Here is a 17,538-nt window from a genome sequence, read left to right on the forward strand (position 1 = left end):
TCAATCTACACATATGTACCACTGTTGCCCCTCTATATTCATTTACTCGGTGGTTCTCTATCCAAATGATAGATTTTTAACCGGTACAATATTATCACAGTTACCGCAACAAGAAACTCCCGCCTTTGCAAGCGGGAGTTTCTTGTATCTCATCTCATGGATACGCTCAACTAAAAACCAGATGGAATAGAAACTCCGCCTCATTCAAGTTTCACTTTATATTTTGAACATGCTCACTTGCTCATTTAATTCCAATGCCATCATTGATAACGATTCGGTGGATGCCGTAATCTCTTCCATCGATGCAAGTTGTTCTTCATTTGCAGCTGACACATTTTGTGTAATCGATATCGATGACTCGGCAATTCCTGCAATTTGATCCATCACAAGCACAATTTCCTCCGCACCGTCAGATAGTGATTGAGTAGCTGAAGAAGCATCCTGAATTTTTCCTACTACTTCTTCTACCGATTGGTTGATTTCCTCAAAGGATTGTTTTGCTAAATTCACAATATGAATTCCAGCGCCTACTTCTTTCGTTCCTGCTTCCATTGATTCGACGACTTTATCAATTCCTTCTTTGATGATTGTAATGTATTCTGTAATTTGTCTTGCCGCTTTTGAAGATTCTTCACTAAGTTTTCGAACTTCATCGGCTACCACTGCAAAACCGCGCCCGTGTTCCCCAGCCCTCGCGGCTTCAATCGCAGCATTAAGAGCAAGCAAGTTCGTTTGACTGGCAATGGATGTAATCGTTTCCACGATCACACCAATAAACCCCGCATGATCCCCTAATTCTTTAATCGATAGTTGTGCTTCCTCTACGGTTGTTTGAATAAAATTCATCTGGTGGATCGTTTTTTCTATTACTTGATTCCCCTCTGATGATACATCCGATGTCTTTGCAGCCAACCTTGACATATTTTGCATGCTTCCAGCGATTTGTTGCACACCTTCTACCATTTCGTGGACAGTTTGAGCAGCTTTTTCTATATCGGAAGATTGTTGTTGGCTGCCTATTACAACTTCTTGAACGGAAATCGCGATTTGCTGTGTTGCCTGTGTCGTTTGTTCCGAACTTGCCAACAACTGTTCGGAAGATGCAGCTACCTGTTCGGCACTCATGCTTACTTTTTGAACTAATTCACGCAGATTGTGGGACATATGATTAAACACTCTTGCCAAATCGCCGATTTCGTCACGGTTTTTGACTTTAATTTCATGTACAGTTAAATTACCTGATGCGATTTGCTCAGCAATTCCGGACACTTTGACGATTGGTACGGAAATCAGGCGGGACATCAACATAACAATTACAATACCTAGAATAATTGCGAATAAGCTAACAAAGATGATGTAAGTGAATCCTGATTGAAACAATTGAACCGACCGAGACGTCGCTTGATCGGACTCCTTTGTATTCAATTGTATGTCTTTTTGAAGGTTGTTAAGAGCTTGTTCAAAATCATTGGAACTTTGTTCGGCAAGAATGTTTGCTGCAGTATAATCTTTATGTTGACCGGCACTCATAATAACAGGAAGCTGTGAAAGATAATACGTTTCCTTATTTTTAAAAGCTTCATATACGCTTCGTTCTTCCTGACTTGATATCAGAGGTTCATATTGCTTTTGTTCGGCTTTTAAATCATTCAAAAATTGTTGCTGCTTTTGTGCAAGCTGATGCATTTGATTTGGGTCCGATTCCAAAACAAATCGCAACGTTTCACGCTCTACATTCAGAAAATCTGCTTGTATTTGACCCAGTGATTTTACATTTGGCATCCAATTTTTCTGAATCGCTTTTGCTGCATTTCCCATTTGATACATATTCCAAATAGCGATTACACTTACTACAAGTAAAAGAATCAGAACACTGGCAAACCCTGCGACTAGCTTTTTTCCGATTGTAAACTTCAACATCAATCACATCCCCATGTCCCATAAATTTTGGCGAAAACGAATACATCCAACTATTTCATATAAGCCAAATTCCCTTTCCTTTATAATTTTTCTATTGCAAGCGATTTCATAAAAATAAAACGTATGTCTTCCTTTTACTTCGTGTTCTAAACAATACGGATATGTCACAATAGATGAAAGCGCTCGCCCAAAATATTTAAAAAATTGCTCAATTCTTCTTTCTTATCGAATGATGAAAGGAACAATCCAATTCAATATTTAGCATGCAATATCCGGAAATTCTAGTAACGTTTAAAGACATTATTTTTATGCAAGCGCTTGCCCCAACTTGCTTTCTATCATTCTAAAGCTTACATTTTCTTTTTGCAATACTTTTCACCAAAGTCATCACCTTTACAAGAAACAGCAGCATCGTATTCCATATTTCGGGATATAAAGATACAGGATGTAAAGACATGGCGAGTGGGGATAAACATTCATTAAAAATAGGAAAAAGCACCCTGTATTTTATATTTTACAAAGTGCTTTTATTCATAAGGGCAAACTTTACATGTTTCTTGCCGTTTAAACGAGTTCCAAGAAAGGCTGCTATCTGATTTGTTTCGTTGAATTGCGAATGATTAATTCCGGCGGTAAAACAAGCCGTCTTTTCGTATTTTTTCTACCCTCAATTTCTTGTACCAACAAATCCATGACTTGTTGACCCATTTCATGAATCGGTTGAGCGATTGTAGTTAATGGAGGATCCACAATGGATGCCAATATCGTATTATCAAATCCGATCACCGATATATCCTCCGGGATCTTTAGCCCTAATTCTTTGGCTGCCTGGTATACTCCAATGGCAAGGGAATCATAATTCGCAAAAACAGCCGTTGGCCGCTTGGGGGATCGAAGGAGTTCAAGGGCCGCCCGTTTGCTATCTTCCATTGAATAATCTGTGTGCATGACGAAATCCTCATCAAAATCCAACCCGTTTTCTTCCAGCACCTGTCGATATGCTTGATAACGGTATTTTTCACTTGTTCGAGCCAAAGTTCCCAATATGCATCCGATTTTTTCATGTCCCAAAGAAACTAAATGGGACGTAGCCATATATCCCCCCAAAAAATCATCGACCGTAACTACATCCAGCATTAATTCCGGGATATCTTGTGCAATCAACGCGATCGGGAAATGTTCCTTCTGCAATTCCCTCAACAGGTTATAATTCTTTGTTGTTGTTCCAATGATGATTCCGTCTACACTTTTCTGTTTCAGCAGAGAAAGGTACATTTCTTCCGTATCCGGGTTATTATCCGTATTACACATTAAAAGATTAAACCCCAATTCTCTTCCATGATCCTCTATACTTCTGGATAATTCTGCAAAAAAGGGATTGGCAACATCAGGGATAATGAGTCCGATCGTGCAAGTACGCTTTCCCGTTAAAGCGGAGGCTACGACACTAGGGTGATAGTTGAGTTGTTCAACAACTTCCAATACTTTCTTCCTCGTCTTCTCGCCAATTCGACCGGTATTATTAATCACCCTGGAAACAGTGGAAATGGACACTCCGGCTTCTTTGGCAACATCGTAAATGGTTGGCTTCATTTCTGATCATACTTTCATTTTTTATAGTGATTTCATGTGTGTCAATTTACTACAGTGATTTTCAAAAATGTTCATGAAATACCTGAATTATAGAATCTTAAAAAAAGAAAAAGCGCTTTCTCTATTATATCCATTAGTTTAAATCGTTGCGGATCTTTATGCAATCCTATTGGATACAAATATTTCGAAAAATGAAAGGGGCGTTGAATCGTTCCAAAAGGTCTCATCAACTTTTTTGGATATATTCAACTGCCCCATATATGATTTGTTTGATTTAAAAGATGCTATATTACCTAGACTTCTTGCCGAATGCAACAGCCAGGATGATAATTGCGCCGCTGACTACCATCTGCTGACTGACATCCAAGCCCATGATGATCAAACCGTTATTAATGGTACCAATCATTAATGAACCTATGACAGTACCAATAATAGAACCATTGCCTCCGAATAAACTCGTTCCTCCTAAGATCACAGCAGCAATCGCGCTCAATTCATCGCCGTCTCCAAAGCTATAGCGAGCACTTTGCATCATTCCGCTATACAACATGCCGGCAATAGCAGCCGCAACACTAGTAAGCAAAAGCGCTGTAAACTTGATACGCTGTGTATTAACACCCGAGTATTCTGCCGATAGACGATTCCCCCCGGTTGCTAGAATTTGACGGCCAAAAGGTGTCTTCTTCAGGGTAAAATGTCCAATAATCAAAACGACTAATGACCAAATAAGAAGTGAAGGTATCGGTCCCACATTACCGGAACCAAACACATTATTAAATGTCATATTTAGGATGGGAACAGGGTTGGTATGTGTAATCCACATATCAACACCGCGTACAAGCTGCATCATCCCTAAAGTTACTAGAAACGAAGGAATCGCAATTTTCGTTGTTAAATAGCCATTTACTGCTCCAACAAGCAAACCTGAAAGCAATCCGGCTACAACACCTCCCAAAAAACCGAAGCCTGCTTGAATTGCCAATGCAGATATTAAAGCAGCAAAAGCCGTCGTAGAGCCAATGGATAAATCAATTTCACCAGATGCAATAACAAATGTCATCGCAACTGCCATGATGGATATCATCGTAGTTTCCCGAACAATGTTCAACAAATTCGACGGTAATAGAAACCCTTGATTTCCTAAAGTAACACCGAAGAAAATCAGAATAATAACAAAGGCAATATATACAATGTAGTTACGCCAGTCAAAAGTTTTTCTACTCAGTTTCGTATTCATAATGTTCCTTTCATTAATAACCCTGGATAGCATGATGGAGAGCCTCCTCGGATTCTATTTCCTTTCTTTGAATTTCTCTGGTAATTGTTCCGTTATATAGAACTAATATTCGATCGCTAACGGCAAGCAGTTCTTCTAGTTCTGACGATATAACTAAAATAGCCATCCCGTCATTTGCCATTGAACGAATAATTTCAACAATCTCAGACTTTGCGCCAATATCTACACCGATCGTGGGTTCATCTAAAATTAATACTTTTGGATGTTGAGCAAGCCATTTTGCCAGCACTATTTTTTGTTGGTTTCCACCGGAAAGGAGTTTCACCACTTTTGATACGCCATCTGTTTTAATATTTAATTTTTCAATATACTCTTCCGTAAGTGAATTACCTTTGCCATCATTCACAAATAAACCTTTTGTAAGCCGTTTGATCATTGGTAACATCATATTTTCTCGTACCGTATGGTCCAAAACCAACCCTTGTTTCCTTCTATCTTCTGGCACAAGGGCAATTCCGTTTCGTATTGCATCTTTCGTTCGTTTTACTTTTTGATTCTCTATTACGATTTCGCCTGAATCCGGTCGTTGCATGCCAAATATACATTGTGCAATTTCAGTCCTGCCACTTCCCATTAACCCGGCTAAACCAACAATTTCCCCCGGATAGAGTTGAAACGTTACATCTTTAACCCTGTTGCCATATACTAGGTTTTTTACTTCAAGAACAGGCTCAGCCGGGCGATTATACGTTCGTTCAATCCATTTGAAGGATTGTCCAGCTTCAGCCCCCATCATACTTTCTACTACTTTTTCCATTGTAAGGTTATTGCAATCGTCAGTCAGGATGGTTTGCCCATCTTTTAGCACTGTTAATTTATCACATATTTCAAAAATTTCTGCCATTCGGTGTGATATATATACGATCGATATTCCGCTATCTTTCAGCTGTTTTACCAGCTTGAATAATGAAGTCGTTTCGGATTCTGACAATGAGGCGGTTGGTTCATCCATGATCAAAATTTTTGCATTTTTGGATAACGCCTTAGCGATTTCGACCATCTGCCAATATCCTACACCTAACGAGTCCACCGTTGCATTTGGATCAATATCTACATTTAACTTATTTAATATCTCCTCTGCCGCCAGAATGCATTCTTTATCATTGATAAATGCTTTTGCCGAACGAGGTTCTCGCGTTAAAAAAATATTTTGCGCAACAGTTAATGTTGGTATTAAACTAAACTCCTGAAAAATCATTGCAATACCGCTTTTTTCAGCATCCTGTGGCGAGTGAATCTCAATCGTGTTGTTATCGATTTGTATTGTCCCTGTATCTTTCATATACACACCCGTTAATATTTTCATTAGGGTAGATTTACCCGCACCGTTACCGCCGACAAGTGCATGAACTTCTCCTTTGCCTAATGAAAAATAAGCCTTTTTTAAGACAGAGACTCCATTAAATGATTTTTCAATCTCTTTCATGTGTAATACATAGCGTTGACTCATATGATCACCTACTTTTAAGGCTGGAAATGGAGCAAGGAAAATCGCAGAAACGGATATCAAATTCCCTTGCTCCAATTCCTTTTTTTACTCGATCCAACTGATTTTAACCCATTCTTGTCGTGTGCCTGATTCCAAGACCGCATCGCAAATTCTTGCAATTTGATACCCATCGTTAAAATCTGGTGAAACGCCATTTCCATCCACAATGGCCTTCATAAAATCGTAACACTCGACTATTTTGGTTTCACTATATCCGATTCCTAATGCGGGGATCGGCCATAGTCCTTCACCGTATGGATGCGCAGGACCAGTATAGATGGTTCTGAAACCTTTTGCATCAACCGGATCATCAGCAAAGCAAACCTGCAATTCGTCTCTTCTTTCATAGTTGAAGAAAATGGAACCTTTTTCACCATGAATCTCAAACGTAATATAATTATTGCGACCATGAGCATTTCGTGTAGATTCAATGCTGCCAATCGCACCGCTTTCAAAATGAATCATGAAATTAACCTCGTCATCAACATCTACAACACCTTTTGGGGTATCATCAGATGACTTGACGGTACCTAACTTGTCCACTCCACTTTGCTGTATCGGGCGTTCCGGAATCCATGTTTTCACGAGTGCATTCACACTTTCAAACTCCCCAACCAAATACCGCGCCATATCGATCACATGTGCTGCTATATCGCCAAGAGCACCAGATCCCGCAACGTCTTTTTTAAAGCGCCAGGAAAGGGGAGATGCCGGATCAGCTGACCAATCTTGTAAATATGTTCCCCGGAAACTTAAGATTTTACCAATTCTGCCTTCTTGAATAAATTTCTTGGCTAGTTCTACTGCCGGCGTACGGCGGTAGTTAAATGCAACCATATGAACGACCCCGGCTGCTTGGACTGCATCCAACATCATTTTTGCTTCTTTTGCAGTACGAGCTAATGGTTTTTCACACAAAATATGTTTGCCGGCTTTTGCTGCCGCTATCGCCATTTCCGCGTGAACATGATTCGGTGTAACAATATCGATCACATCGATCTCTGGGTCGTTGACGAGTTCACGCCAATCTCCATAAGCTTTTTCATAACCTAGTCGATTTTTGGCGTCTATGGCTAGTTCCAAATTAACATCTGCTACCGCCTTACGCACCGGTATTGCTGGCGCAGGCCAGAAAAACATCGGCATCGTAGCATACGCCAGCGAATGCGCCTTAGCCATAAATCCCCCGCCAATTAAACCTACATTTAAGTGTTTCATACTTCTGTTCCTCCTAGTTATCAGCAGTATTTATTTTCATTCAAAATTATTTTCCTATTTGTTTATTTAAGCGCATTTGTAACATCTGCAGGTGGAGCGGCATGATAAACCGTCTGATAGGATTGAGCCAAATTCGACCGATCTACAGCAAGAGAAGGAACTGCAACATATGGACGGGTCTGGCCGCCAATCAGCGATAATGCTGCTTCTTCTGCCTCAGCAACCCCTTGATCATATGGACGTTGTGCTCCTAACCCTTTAACAAATCCGTTTTGCGCCATATTTAGCGCAACTTCATTTCCCAGATCTTCACAAACAATCGTAAAGTTGCTTGGACTCTTGCCGGCAATCCTGGCAGCGGAAACCGCTCCCATTGCAGGTACATCCCATGCTACCCACATCGCTTGAATATTTTGGTTTTTTGTAAGCAGTGCTGAAGCGACACTTTGCGTTTGATTCGGATCTTGGAATCCTTCGGTCGCTACGAGATGAATATTGGGATATTTCGCTTTGAGCCGTGCTACAAAACCTTCATAACGCTGGTTTGTCACATAGAAATTCGAAGCATAATATAAAGCTGCGACATTTCCCTTTCCACCCAATGCTTTTGCTAATTCATCGGCTGCTACCATACCGTTCCCAAAATTATCTGCAGATACAACTGACACATAATCTTTACCGGCAGTCATTGCACTTGCCGGTTGATCCATGAAAACAATTTTCGTTCCGGAAGCAGCAATCTTTTTATACGCACTTGATTCCGTTTTCGCATCGACTGGAATACTCACAAGAATATTAGGTTTCTTTGCCGAAATCGCTTCTAGATCAGAAATCTGTTGGGCACTTTTGAAGTTCGCATCTGTTACTGCGATTACATTGATTCCCAACTTTGCGAATTCAGCTTTCAATCCTGCAATTTGTTGTTGTGACCAATCATTTCCTGAATAGTGCATGGCAATCGCAGCTGTATAATGACCTTCTTTAATTTTTGCCAACTCTTCATTCGTGATTTTAATATCCTTTGCAGGAAATGCTTTTTCTCCGTTTGGACCACTGCTTAGAATCACACCCGCGATCGTATCTTGTTGCGCTTGCTTTAACTGGTTTGCAGTCGGCTCTTTGTACCATGCAGGTTGTGCGACATGAGCTGTTTTTGAACCAGCAGAACTACTGGAAGCCTGATTGGTAGATGATTGTGTTCCACAACCGAACAGAGAAATTGACATCACTGCCGTTACCGCTAAAACGCCTACTTTTTTCATACGCAAGTTCTTTTTCATAATAATTTGCCCCCTGTCAATTTTAATTAAATATGGAATCCAAATAGTTTTTGCTGATGATTGCAGCATCTTTGGGATGTCCATCATAATAATCCAGCTCAACCGTTACCCACCCGTCATATTTGTTTTCCAACAATATTTGAGCCAGTCTTTCAAAAGGAAGTTGTCCTTTCCCCAATGGAAGGAATGTACCATCTTGATAATCTTTAAAATGAACGTATTTGATTCTTTCGATATATTTTGAAACAATCGCTTCCATGTTTGCTCCGCCAGCAACGAGATGTGCGGTATCTGGGCAAAAATCGATGGATGTGTATTCAAAAATCCGGTCAATCTGCTCTGGGGATTGCCCTATTGTTCCTAAGTGAGGGTGGTAACTTGCCTTCAATCCGTAGTTGTCGGCGATCTCTGTAACCTTATCGAGACCTTTTGCCAACCGTTTGTAATCTTCAGCTAAGACTTCCGTTGAACGAATCGCCCCACCTCCAACAACCAAATGCTCAGCCCCAAACTCTTTACCTAACTTTGCCGCTTCCTCAATTCTCCACAATTCATCTGCCAGAATATCCTCATAAATAAAGTTCGCGCCGCTATATACAGCAATGAGTGAAACGTTTTTTTCTTCTAACAGCTCCTTACATTTGTTTGTTTCGTTACGATATTGATAGAGATTGCCATCGAAAATTTCAATCCCTTCATATCCAGCACTGCTAATGTCCGAGATAGCTGCTTCATTTGATCCGTTCGTGAGATAAAAAAGATCTTTTATTGAGGTAACACCTGCTGGATGTCCCACGACTCCGCCCCAAGTATTTGTTTGGTAACCAAATTTCATCGAATTTCGCCTCCATTGTTTTATTGTAATCGATTGCAATTTGATTTTTAAAAAAAGATGCTAATACCCATCAAATATCATCATTACACTGACTGCAATCGATTACAAAAACCTAATTGCATTGTAAACGATTTCCGTGATAATTGTCTACAAGAAAAATTTGAACTTTTTATACCCACCACATTTCCTCCATCGGTTCATAAAACATCGATTTTTTAAGCAGGTTAACCGCCTTGGAAAATCCTTCAAAAGAAGATGCCAAACAATCTTCATGTTCAACACTTAAAACATAATCATAACCAACAATTCTCAACGTGCTAATGATATTTTTCCAAACTTCCTCGTTCATTCCATACCCTACACTTCTAAACGTCCATGAGCGATCGATGATCTGCCCATAAGGCTTCGTATCCAAAACACCATTTACGTTTATATTGCTTTTATCCAAATAGATGTCCTTTGCATGCACATGAAATATCGCCTGCTTTTTCCCCAAGAACTTAATGGCTTCAATCGGGTCGATTCCTTGCCATAATAGATGGCTGGGGTCAAAATTCGCTCCAATTTCCTCCCCGACTGCTTCTCTTAATTTAATAAGAGTTTCCGGATTGTACACCATAAAACCAGGGTGCATTTCAAAAGCGATTTTCTTCACGTTATGTTTGCGGGCAAATTCCACTTCCTCTTTCCAGTACGGTATCAATTTTGATTCCCATTGCCACTGTAATATTTCCTGATAATCAGGCGGCCATGCACATGTAACCCAATTTGGATACTGTGATTGTTCGGAATCTCCTGGGCATCCCGAAAAAACATTAATGCAATCCACCCCTAATTTTTCGGCTAACAAGATGGTTTTTCTCCAAGTCTCGTGAAACTTTTGCGCGATATCTTTTTGTGGGTGTAACGGATTGCCGTGGCAACTGAGCGCACTGATAAAAAGTCCTTTTTTATCAATCTTGTCTTTAAATTCTTTGATTTTTTCTTGATCCGACAACAATTCATCTGGATTGCAATGAGCATTGCCCGGGTAGTTTCCTGTGCCTAATTCCACAGCGTCCAACCCTAAATCCTTGATCATTTCAAGCGTAGCATCTAAAGGCTTATTTTGAAACAATACGGTTAAAACGCCAAGTTTCACGCTTCCACCTCCAATGGATTCGTTACGTTTACTTTCACCCATCGCCCTGTTCCATTACTTTCTAAAATTGCATCGGTAATACACATGGATACATGTCCATCTTCAAATGTCGCAAAATTCGTTTTATCACGTAGAGGATCTTTGCCTTCCAGAATAAATGTGTAATAATTTACCATCATATTCTTTAATGCATCAGGCCAGCCTTCATTATGCCCTCCAGGGTGATGGATCGATGATCTGGCTTCAGAAGAAAACAGCGCAGGATCTGCCAATAGAATTTCATTGGGTCTGTCTCGATGCCCAATCCACAATTTTTCTGGTTCTTCTTGGTTCCAGTAAGCTGTTTTCTGACTGCAATCGATTTCAAAACTAAGCCTATTTTTACGCCCGGCACTTACTTGAGAAACAGTAAATACGCCTTTCGTTCCATCATGAAAACGCAGAAGAACTGAAGCATAATCTTCCGTCTTTATTGGAACATCTTCAAAACCCTCCTCTTGCACGTTTTGTGTGCCAAACGTGGATCCATTATGTTTTGGTTTTTTCCTCACAGGTATAACCGTTGCCAAATCGGCAAATACTTCTGCAATTCTTTTGCCTGTTACGAATTGAACCGTATCACACCAATGGGATCCGATATCTGCTACAGCTCGTGAGTTCCCACCCACTTCGGGAGCCAAGCGCCAATTATAATCCGTGTCAAACAACAACCAATCCTGTAAATAACTTCCGTGTACCAGATTTACTTTTCCTAAGTCCTCATTTTGTATCATCGTTTTCAGTTGCTGCACGATTGGAAATTGTCTATAATTAAAGTTGACGCCATGAACTACACCTTGTTTTTTGGCCAACTCCAACAACTCTGCGGATTCTTTACTCGACATCGCTAAGGGTTTCTCAGACAACACATGCTTTCCCGCCAAGATAATTTCCTTATTAATCGTAAAGTGAAGGTGATTTGGCGTACAATTGTGTACAACTTGCACTTCGCTATCACCCAGCATCTCTTGATAATCGCCATATGCTCTGGGAATCCCAAGTTCAGCCGCCTTTTTTTCAGCAACTTCCTTACTATTCTCCGCTAAACCGATCACTTCAACAAACCCGAGCCGTCTTATTGCTTCAATATGAGTAGGCCCTATAAAACCGGTGCCGATAATTCCGACTTTTATTTTTTTCATGTATTCTCCCCCTCATGGATGCGTTGTTTGACGAATCATCAATTTATGTGGCAAAACGATTTGTTTTTGTTTCAAATCATTTGTTTCAATAATGTTTAGCAACATTTTCATTGCCTGGCTTCCGATTTCATATTTCGGTTGGGACACTGTTGTTAATTCAGGTTCAACCAATGTACTGATCGGAACATCATCAAATCCAATAATTGAAATGTCGTCGGGTATACGCAACCCTTTACTTTTACATGCTTTCATTGCCCCTATTGCCATCTCGTCATTTGAAGCAAAAATAGCAGTCGGCTTCTGTTCATTCGCGAGAAATTTCGTCATGATATCGTACCCGGACTTTACTGAAAAATCACCTTCCTGTATTAAAAAATCATGAATCGGAATCTCTCGAAGCAACAGAGCCTGACGATACCCTTTCACCCGATCCCTGCTTAAAATGATTTCCAATGGACCTGTGATAAACCCAATGCGCGTATGTCCCTGATCGATTAAATATTCAGTAGCCTCGCGAGCTGCAGAAACGTTGTCGATCGATACAGTAGGGATTTCATAGCTCTCTACATACTCACAGGCTAATACAACCGGTATCTCTTGACTTAACTTGTAAATTTCATCTTTCGGCATTCTTGCTGTTGCGAGTATGATCCCATCGACAAATCTTTCTTTCACTAGCTCTACAAACTCTTTTTCCTGAGCGGCACTATTGCCAGTGTCACACAAGAGAAGATGGTATCCGTTTTCTAGCGCTTCATCTCTGAAACCTTTGACTATTTCTGAAAAAAAAGGGTTCGCTATATCCGGCAATATCACGGCGATCGTTTCAGATGTTTTTTTCCGAAAGTTTGAAGCAAGCCGATTCGGTTTGTATTCCAATTGATTGATTACTTTTAAAACTTTTTCTTTCGTCTTCTTGGAAACATTTTTATTATTTGATAAAACCCTTGAAACCGTAGCCGTGGATACATTCGCAATTTTTGCAACATCCTCCATTTTTAGCATGCTATCTTTTCCTTTACTTCTTTTAATTTGTTTGCAATCGATTGCAATAAATGCTAATCATTCAGTAATAATAAGAATAATTAAGATGCGAATAAAAAGCTGAAAACTATCATTTTAAATTATTTTTTTATTTCAGTCAGTTCATACTTGCAAGTTAATATCTGATGATCAAATTGTAATCGATTACAATTGAAATGTCCAGATGTTTTTATGAAACCAAAATAAAGGAGAAGACTTTTGTCCCCTCCACCAAGGATATTCCGTTTCAAAACAGCAACTTAACCGACAATCCGTCTGTCCTTGCTACCTTAATGAGATATTTTTACTGATATAAAACACCGGTATGTGTTTTAACGGCGGATTGATGCAATTTCTTCATAATGATTCAGCTGTATTTCTTCATCCAAAAGCAAATCAAGCTTCGCCAGCAATTCCTTCATATGCGGCGTTGAGTCATGGTAATCCAATGCTGCCTGATCCTTATACTTTTCATAGACAGTAAATTTTGCTGCATCATGTTTCGCTCGATGAAGTATATATGCTAAAGCTCCTTCCTCGTTTTGCACCTTTGAAACCATATCAATCAGGGCTTCTTCCAGCTCCTTTTCTTTCCCCGGCTTTGCTGTTAAAGTTGCGGTAAAAGCGATCATTTCGATTTCTCCTCTGACTTTAATAGTTTTTCCAGACCCTTAAGATGCTCCAGTGAAAGTCTTGCAACCGAATCCATGTGAAGACCGCGGGCAAAATCCAGCCTCCTTGATATTATATCCATCGAAGTCAATATCTTTCAATGCTTCATGCTTTCCAAACCATATTTCCAGGCATCTTGCTTGGATGTCCCGAAAATCACCCATCCGGGATTAGCTCCTATCCGAATGACAGTTTTTTTCATTCAGAAATTCAATCATGTTTCGGTTATAATAGATACGAATTTCCAATCAGATGATAAATGGATGTGTTATATTTGAACAAAATCGAATTAATTGCTACAACACCCTTTGGATTAGAATCGGTCGTAGCAAGGGAAATCAAGCAGTTAGGGTATGAAGAGATCACGGTTGATATCGGAAAAGTTACATTTGCTGGTGACGAAAAGGCAATTTGCCGATCGAATTTGTGGTTGCGAACGGCAGATCGTGTACTGGTCAAGATGGGGGAATTTCAAGCCACAACGTTTGAAGAGCTGTTTGAACAAACGAAAGCATTAGCTTGGGAAAACTGGTTGCCGGAAGATGCCGCATTTCCTGTTGAGGGACGATCCGTAAAATCCATGTTATCGAGCGTACCTGCATGCCAGGGAATTGTTAAAAAAGCGATCGTCGAAAAATTAAAGGAAACGTATAAACGAGAATGGTTCGATGAGACCGGACCGCAATACTCCATTGAAGTTTCCATTCATAAAGATGTTGCTACACTTACGATTGATACGAGCGGTGCCGGCTTGCATAAACGCGGATATCGCAAATTATCCGCAGAAGCGCCACTCAAAGAAACACTGGCAGCGGCGATTGTTTTACTCAGTCGTTGGACGCCAGACCGCCCCTTGTATGATCCATTCTGCGGCTCCGGTACGATTCCAATTGAAGCAGCCATGATCGGAAAAAATATTGCACCCGGATTGCAAAGAGAATTCGATGCGCAATTTTGGCCGACGATTCACGAAAAACTTTGGCAAGAAGCAGAGGACGAAGCTTTTGATTTGGCCAATAACCAACAAGAATTGTCTATTTTTGGTTCCGATATCGATTCGAATGCGATTGCAATGGCTCAGACACATGCAAATATCGCAGGTTTGAAACATGATATTCGTTGGCAGGTTCAACCTGTCAGCAATCTGCAGTTGGATCAAAAATACGGCTGTTTAATCGGCAATCCTCCATATGGTGAACGTCTTGGAGAGATGCGAGAGATAGAAGCATTATATCGGCAATTCGGCAGTATTATAAAAACATCGGTGGATCCAACCTGGTCCGTATTCATTTTGACTTCTCATCCGGAATTTGAACGATTGTTTGGCAAACGCTCAGATAAAAAGCGCAAACTTTACAATGGTCGTATACAATGCAACTTATATCAGTATTTTGGCCCTTTTCCGCCTCGCGGATCTAAGAATTCTTAGAAACAAAATCCCCCATCAACCGAATGTCAGATTCAGGGTGAGGGGGGGGTTTATGATCCACTCGTTCACATACTGATTTCCGTTTTTCGCTCCATTGCGGAACGTATTTCATATGCGCCGGATGTTGCGATAACAATACACACAATCGCAATAGGAAGCCAAATGGCTTGTAAATACCAATGATGTACGAAGACTCCACAAATCGCTGCTCCAATGCCGTAAAACACGATCACCGCAATCCACATGACAATCGATGCGATGGACGTTGCATTTCCTTTTTTTCCGAATACTGGGTCGCGCTTGTGAGATGAAGAAGAAGTGGATAAACGCGAATCCTCAAATTTCCATACCAATGTTTCTACCAATCCTGTCAGTGTACTTGTAATAACCGTAGTTGTGACACCGTTCACTCCAATTCTTCTCGCCGTAATCCCTTGTACCCCCATCGCAAAAGCCAGGAGGAAAAGCAAAACATCCGCCATGGCTCCTTGCGCCTTGATATTTGACATGGCTAGAACAATACCGGCAAACAAAACGAGTGCGGCCAATTCCACACAGAGGGAAGCGGTTATCGTCCGGTTCCATCCGGTTCTATCCTGAATACGACGTAAGATTACGGCACCTGCCGCCGCTCCCACGATAAACCCCAGCAATGCCACCGCATACCCAAAGACAGACATTCCGTGTGTATTCACAACCGCTAACCCGAACAATACTGTATTTCCGGTCATTGCCGCCGTAAACACTTGCCCGAGGGCAAGAAAACCAATAGCGTCCACACAACCGGAAGTCATGGTCAGCAGCACCAGCAATACATTGCTCATCGTTCTCGACAATTTTATCAACTCTTTCACAAAATCTTTCACTTTACTATATCTGTTTACTATATCTTTCACTTTGCTCTTTCTTTCACGTTACTCTATCTTTTGCCTATTAGTTTTCATTGAAATTCAACAGTTGGGAGACAGCTGCAACGATGTTCCCCAATGCTTCTTCCACAATCGCCTGCCCGGCATCGTAACTCGCTTTTGTGGCATCGCCGATGCATCCATTTGCTGTCATCTCATCGTAAAAATAAGTGCCTTGTACAGCATTGCCGGGTCGCAAAAGCTTCCACTTTCCTTCCTGAATGTCTCCGGGAGCCAATTGATCTTCTCGAATCAACTGCGGGGCCAGATAGTAAGCTTCCGATACTTCTCGCTCACAGCTATGTCCAAACAGAGTAGATTTGACATGTTCTTGTATCGCTTTTTTCGCCGAAGCGGTTGTTTTCGCTAGATAGATTTCTATGCCAAGCTCATGTGTTAACGTAGTACAGGCAACACTCAATGTCGATTGGTTGCCTCCGTGTGAATTGACCAGCAAGAATTTTTGAATGCCATGTTGCTTTAACGACCAAACCATATCGCGTATCACTGCAATCAATGTTTCAGGACGGAATGTTAACGTTCCGGGAAAATGGATATGATGAATCGATACTCCAATTGAAATACTCGGGGTTACTAACACATGCGGATATAACCGTTCTCCCAGTTTGCGAGAGAACTTATCAGCCAAAACATCATCACAGCTTTCTGTCAAATGAGGACCATGCTGCTCATGTGCCCCGACAGGAATGATGGCAATTTTTACTGTTTCCAACGCTTGTTTTACTTCAGGCCAAGTCATGTCCGAAAGATGATACATTGCCACTTCAATACCCCTTCCGACTCTCTAATGTCTTTTTTTGCTATCCAATTCAGTTTTCCTGCAAAAGTTCAATATCATGCGTAATCCATAATTGGCATGTTAAACGATAGCCATTTTTCAGTTTTTCTTCGCCTAATCGTTTTACTTCTTTCCAGTTCGGCTCAGGCAAATGTTCTCCGCCAGCCAGAACGCGCGAAACACAGCGGGTGCATCTCCCCATCCCGCATCCATACCGAATCTGAGGAAACTTCTTGGTTCCTGCCAAAACTACCAAATTACTATTCTCAGGCACCTCTTGTTCATAGATTTGTCCGTTTCGGTGCAACCTGACTTTGGGCATTGTCCATTCACCTCGAATATTTCGTCTTCATTCGGCTTTTCTTTCCCAATACTCTTTCAGTTTTTGCGAGTATTTCACTGTAATATTGGAATCCCAGGAAACTTCCACATCCCCTTTTGCGAACGTCTGGCATGCCAAGCGATATCCGTTATATACATCCTCACCCAATCGGGCGATTTCCGCTTTTTTAATCGCAGAAAGATTTTCTGCTCCTTCTTCGATATAAATTTTGCAAGTTCCACATAAACCCCCGCCACACCGGTAGGGGATCCCACCTTCATAACGAATGGATGTCCGCAGGATATTGGTTTCTTTCCCATCCTCAATCTCAATCGATCGGTTCGAACAGGAAAAATGAATCCTTGCCATGACAGACGACCTCCTCGGCATAGTATGCCTTACATGATTTCCAGATCTTCCTTTTTACAATT

The 17,538-nt window shown here is 40.9% G+C and carries 16 protein-coding genes; 1 reads left to right on the plus strand and 15 read right to left on the minus strand.

Features of this window, described 5'->3' with window-relative positions; translation table 11 throughout:
- Positions 1-216: 216 nt before the first annotated feature.
- The 11 genes from LSG31_RS21310 to LSG31_RS21360 all read right to left on the minus strand — a co-directional run bounded on the left by LSG31_RS21310 (position 217) and on the right by LSG31_RS21360 (position 13,609).
- Positions 217-1,920 carry a methyl-accepting chemotaxis protein gene (locus tag LSG31_RS21310; RefSeq protein WP_347437041.1) on the minus strand — a complete coding sequence of 568 codons (1,704 nt, stop codon included), beginning with the start codon at positions 1,918-1,920 and terminating at the stop codon, positions 217-219.
- A 588-nt stretch (positions 1,921-2,508) separates the two neighbouring features.
- A complete protein-coding gene (locus LSG31_RS21315) occupies positions 2,509-3,513 on the minus strand; it encodes a LacI family DNA-binding transcriptional regulator (RefSeq protein WP_347437042.1) in 1,005 nt (334 codons plus the stop codon).
- A 289-nt stretch (positions 3,514-3,802) separates the two neighbouring features.
- Complete coding sequence (locus LSG31_RS21320; RefSeq protein WP_347437043.1) at positions 3,803-4,783, minus strand: ABC transporter permease; 981 nt, start codon at positions 4,781-4,783, stop codon at positions 3,803-3,805.
- Positions 4,764-6,260 (minus strand): sugar ABC transporter ATP-binding protein, encoded by a 1,497-nt coding sequence (locus tag LSG31_RS21325; RefSeq protein WP_347437044.1) that lies wholly within the window; start codon positions 6,258-6,260, stop codon positions 4,764-4,766. The genes LSG31_RS21320 and LSG31_RS21325 overlap by 20 nt, the downstream gene beginning before the upstream one ends.
- Before the next feature lie 84 nt (positions 6,261-6,344).
- On the minus strand, positions 6,345-7,517 hold the full coding sequence (locus tag LSG31_RS21330) for a levoglucosan dehydrogenase (RefSeq protein WP_347437045.1): 1,173 nt from the start codon (positions 7,515-7,517) through the stop codon (positions 6,345-6,347).
- A 62-nt stretch (positions 7,518-7,579) separates the two neighbouring features.
- Positions 7,580-8,797, minus strand: a complete 1,218-nt coding sequence (locus LSG31_RS21335; protein ID WP_347437046.1) for a substrate-binding domain-containing protein — start codon at positions 8,795-8,797, stop codon at positions 7,580-7,582.
- A gap of 22 nt (positions 8,798-8,819) precedes the next feature.
- Positions 8,820-9,632 carry a sugar phosphate isomerase/epimerase family protein gene (locus LSG31_RS21340; RefSeq protein ID WP_347437047.1) on the minus strand — a complete coding sequence of 271 codons (813 nt, stop codon included), beginning with the start codon at positions 9,630-9,632 and terminating at the stop codon, positions 8,820-8,822.
- 169 nt (positions 9,633-9,801) lie between these two features.
- On the minus strand, positions 9,802-10,773 hold the full coding sequence (locus tag LSG31_RS21345; RefSeq protein ID WP_347437048.1) for a sugar phosphate isomerase/epimerase family protein: 972 nt from the start codon (positions 10,771-10,773) through the stop codon (positions 9,802-9,804).
- Entirely contained in the window at positions 10,770-11,954 is a 1,185-nt protein-coding gene (locus LSG31_RS21350) for a Gfo/Idh/MocA family protein (RefSeq protein ID WP_347437049.1), read from the minus strand. The genes LSG31_RS21345 and LSG31_RS21350 overlap by 4 nt, the downstream gene beginning before the upstream one ends.
- A gap of 12 nt (positions 11,955-11,966) precedes the next feature.
- On the minus strand, positions 11,967-12,959 hold the full coding sequence (locus LSG31_RS21355; protein WP_347437050.1) for a LacI family DNA-binding transcriptional regulator: 993 nt from the start codon (positions 12,957-12,959) through the stop codon (positions 11,967-11,969).
- Between the two features lie 350 nt (positions 12,960-13,309).
- The gene (locus LSG31_RS21360; RefSeq protein WP_347437051.1) at positions 13,310-13,609 is read right to left on the minus strand and encodes a putative quinol monooxygenase; all 300 of its coding nucleotides are present in this window, start codon (positions 13,607-13,609) and stop codon (positions 13,310-13,312) included.
- Between the two features lie 314 nt (positions 13,610-13,923).
- Between LSG31_RS21360 and LSG31_RS21365 the strand changes: the two genes are divergently transcribed.
- Positions 13,924-15,078, plus strand: coding sequence for a THUMP domain-containing class I SAM-dependent RNA methyltransferase (locus tag LSG31_RS21365; RefSeq protein ID WP_347437052.1), 1,155 nt, complete (start codon positions 13,924-13,926; stop codon positions 15,076-15,078).
- A 65-nt stretch (positions 15,079-15,143) separates the two neighbouring features.
- On the opposite strand, the gene LSG31_RS21370 is transcribed toward LSG31_RS21365, so the two are convergent.
- The 4 genes from LSG31_RS21370 to LSG31_RS21385 all read right to left on the minus strand — a co-directional run bounded on the left by LSG31_RS21370 (position 15,144) and on the right by LSG31_RS21385 (position 17,476).
- Positions 15,144-15,932 (minus strand): YoaK family protein, encoded by a 789-nt coding sequence (locus LSG31_RS21370; RefSeq protein ID WP_347437053.1) that lies wholly within the window; start codon positions 15,930-15,932, stop codon positions 15,144-15,146.
- 79 nt (positions 15,933-16,011) lie between these two features.
- Complete coding sequence (locus tag LSG31_RS21375; protein WP_347439578.1) at positions 16,012-16,764, minus strand: creatininase family protein; 753 nt, start codon at positions 16,762-16,764, stop codon at positions 16,012-16,014.
- A 52-nt stretch (positions 16,765-16,816) separates the two neighbouring features.
- Complete coding sequence (locus tag LSG31_RS21380) at positions 16,817-17,107, minus strand: 2Fe-2S iron-sulfur cluster-binding protein (protein WP_347437054.1); 291 nt, start codon at positions 17,105-17,107, stop codon at positions 16,817-16,819.
- A gap of 27 nt (positions 17,108-17,134) precedes the next feature.
- Positions 17,135-17,476: a 2Fe-2S iron-sulfur cluster-binding protein gene (locus LSG31_RS21385; RefSeq protein WP_347437055.1), complete on the minus strand. Its 342-nt coding sequence runs from the start codon at positions 17,474-17,476 to the stop codon at positions 17,135-17,137.
- Between the last annotated feature and the right edge of the window lie 62 nt (positions 17,477-17,538).

Origin of the sequence: Fodinisporobacter ferrooxydans, from assembly GCF_022818495.1 — a bacterium.
GTDB classification, from domain to species: Bacteria; Bacillota; Bacilli; order Tumebacillales; family MYW30-H2; genus Fodinisporobacter; species Fodinisporobacter ferrooxydans.

Excerpts from the sequence above, each read along its gene's own strand:
- LSG31_RS21310 (WP_347437041.1), bottom strand. The coding sequence starts at position 1,920 with ATGTTGAAGTTTACAATCGGAAAAAAGCTAGTCGCAGGGTTTGCCAGT.
- LSG31_RS21315 (WP_347437042.1), bottom strand. The coding sequence starts at position 3,513 with ATGAAGCCAACCATTTACGATGTTGCCAAAGAAGCCGGAGTGTCCATT.
- LSG31_RS21320 (WP_347437043.1), bottom strand. The coding sequence starts at position 4,783 with ATGCTATCCAGGGTTATTAATGAAAGGAACATTATGAATACGAAACTG.
- LSG31_RS21325 (WP_347437044.1), bottom strand. The coding sequence starts at position 6,260 with ATGAGTCAACGCTATGTATTACACATGAAAGAGATTGAAAAATCATTT.
- LSG31_RS21330 (WP_347437045.1), bottom strand. The coding sequence starts at position 7,517 with ATGAAACACTTAAATGTAGGTTTAATTGGCGGGGGATTTATGGCTAAG.
- LSG31_RS21335 (WP_347437046.1), bottom strand. The coding sequence starts at position 8,797 with ATGAAAAAGAACTTGCGTATGAAAAAAGTAGGCGTTTTAGCGGTAACG.
- LSG31_RS21340 (WP_347437047.1), bottom strand. The coding sequence starts at position 9,632 with ATGAAATTTGGTTACCAAACAAATACTTGGGGCGGAGTCGTGGGACAT.
- LSG31_RS21350 (WP_347437049.1), bottom strand. The coding sequence starts at position 11,954 with ATGAAAAAAATAAAAGTCGGAATTATCGGCACCGGTTTTATAGGGCCT.
- LSG31_RS21355 (WP_347437050.1), bottom strand. The coding sequence starts at position 12,959 with ATGCTAAAAATGGAGGATGTTGCAAAAATTGCGAATGTATCCACGGCT.
- LSG31_RS21360 (WP_347437051.1), bottom strand. The coding sequence starts at position 13,609 with ATGATCGCTTTTACCGCAACTTTAACAGCAAAGCCGGGGAAAGAAAAG.
- LSG31_RS21375 (WP_347439578.1), bottom strand. The coding sequence starts at position 16,764 with ATGTATCATCTTTCGGACATGACTTGGCCTGAAGTAAAACAAGCGTTG.
- LSG31_RS21380 (WP_347437054.1), bottom strand. The coding sequence starts at position 17,107 with ATGCCCAAAGTCAGGTTGCACCGAAACGGACAAATCTATGAACAAGAG.
- LSG31_RS21385 (WP_347437055.1), bottom strand. The coding sequence starts at position 17,476 with ATGGCAAGGATTCATTTTTCCTGTTCGAACCGATCGATTGAGATTGAG.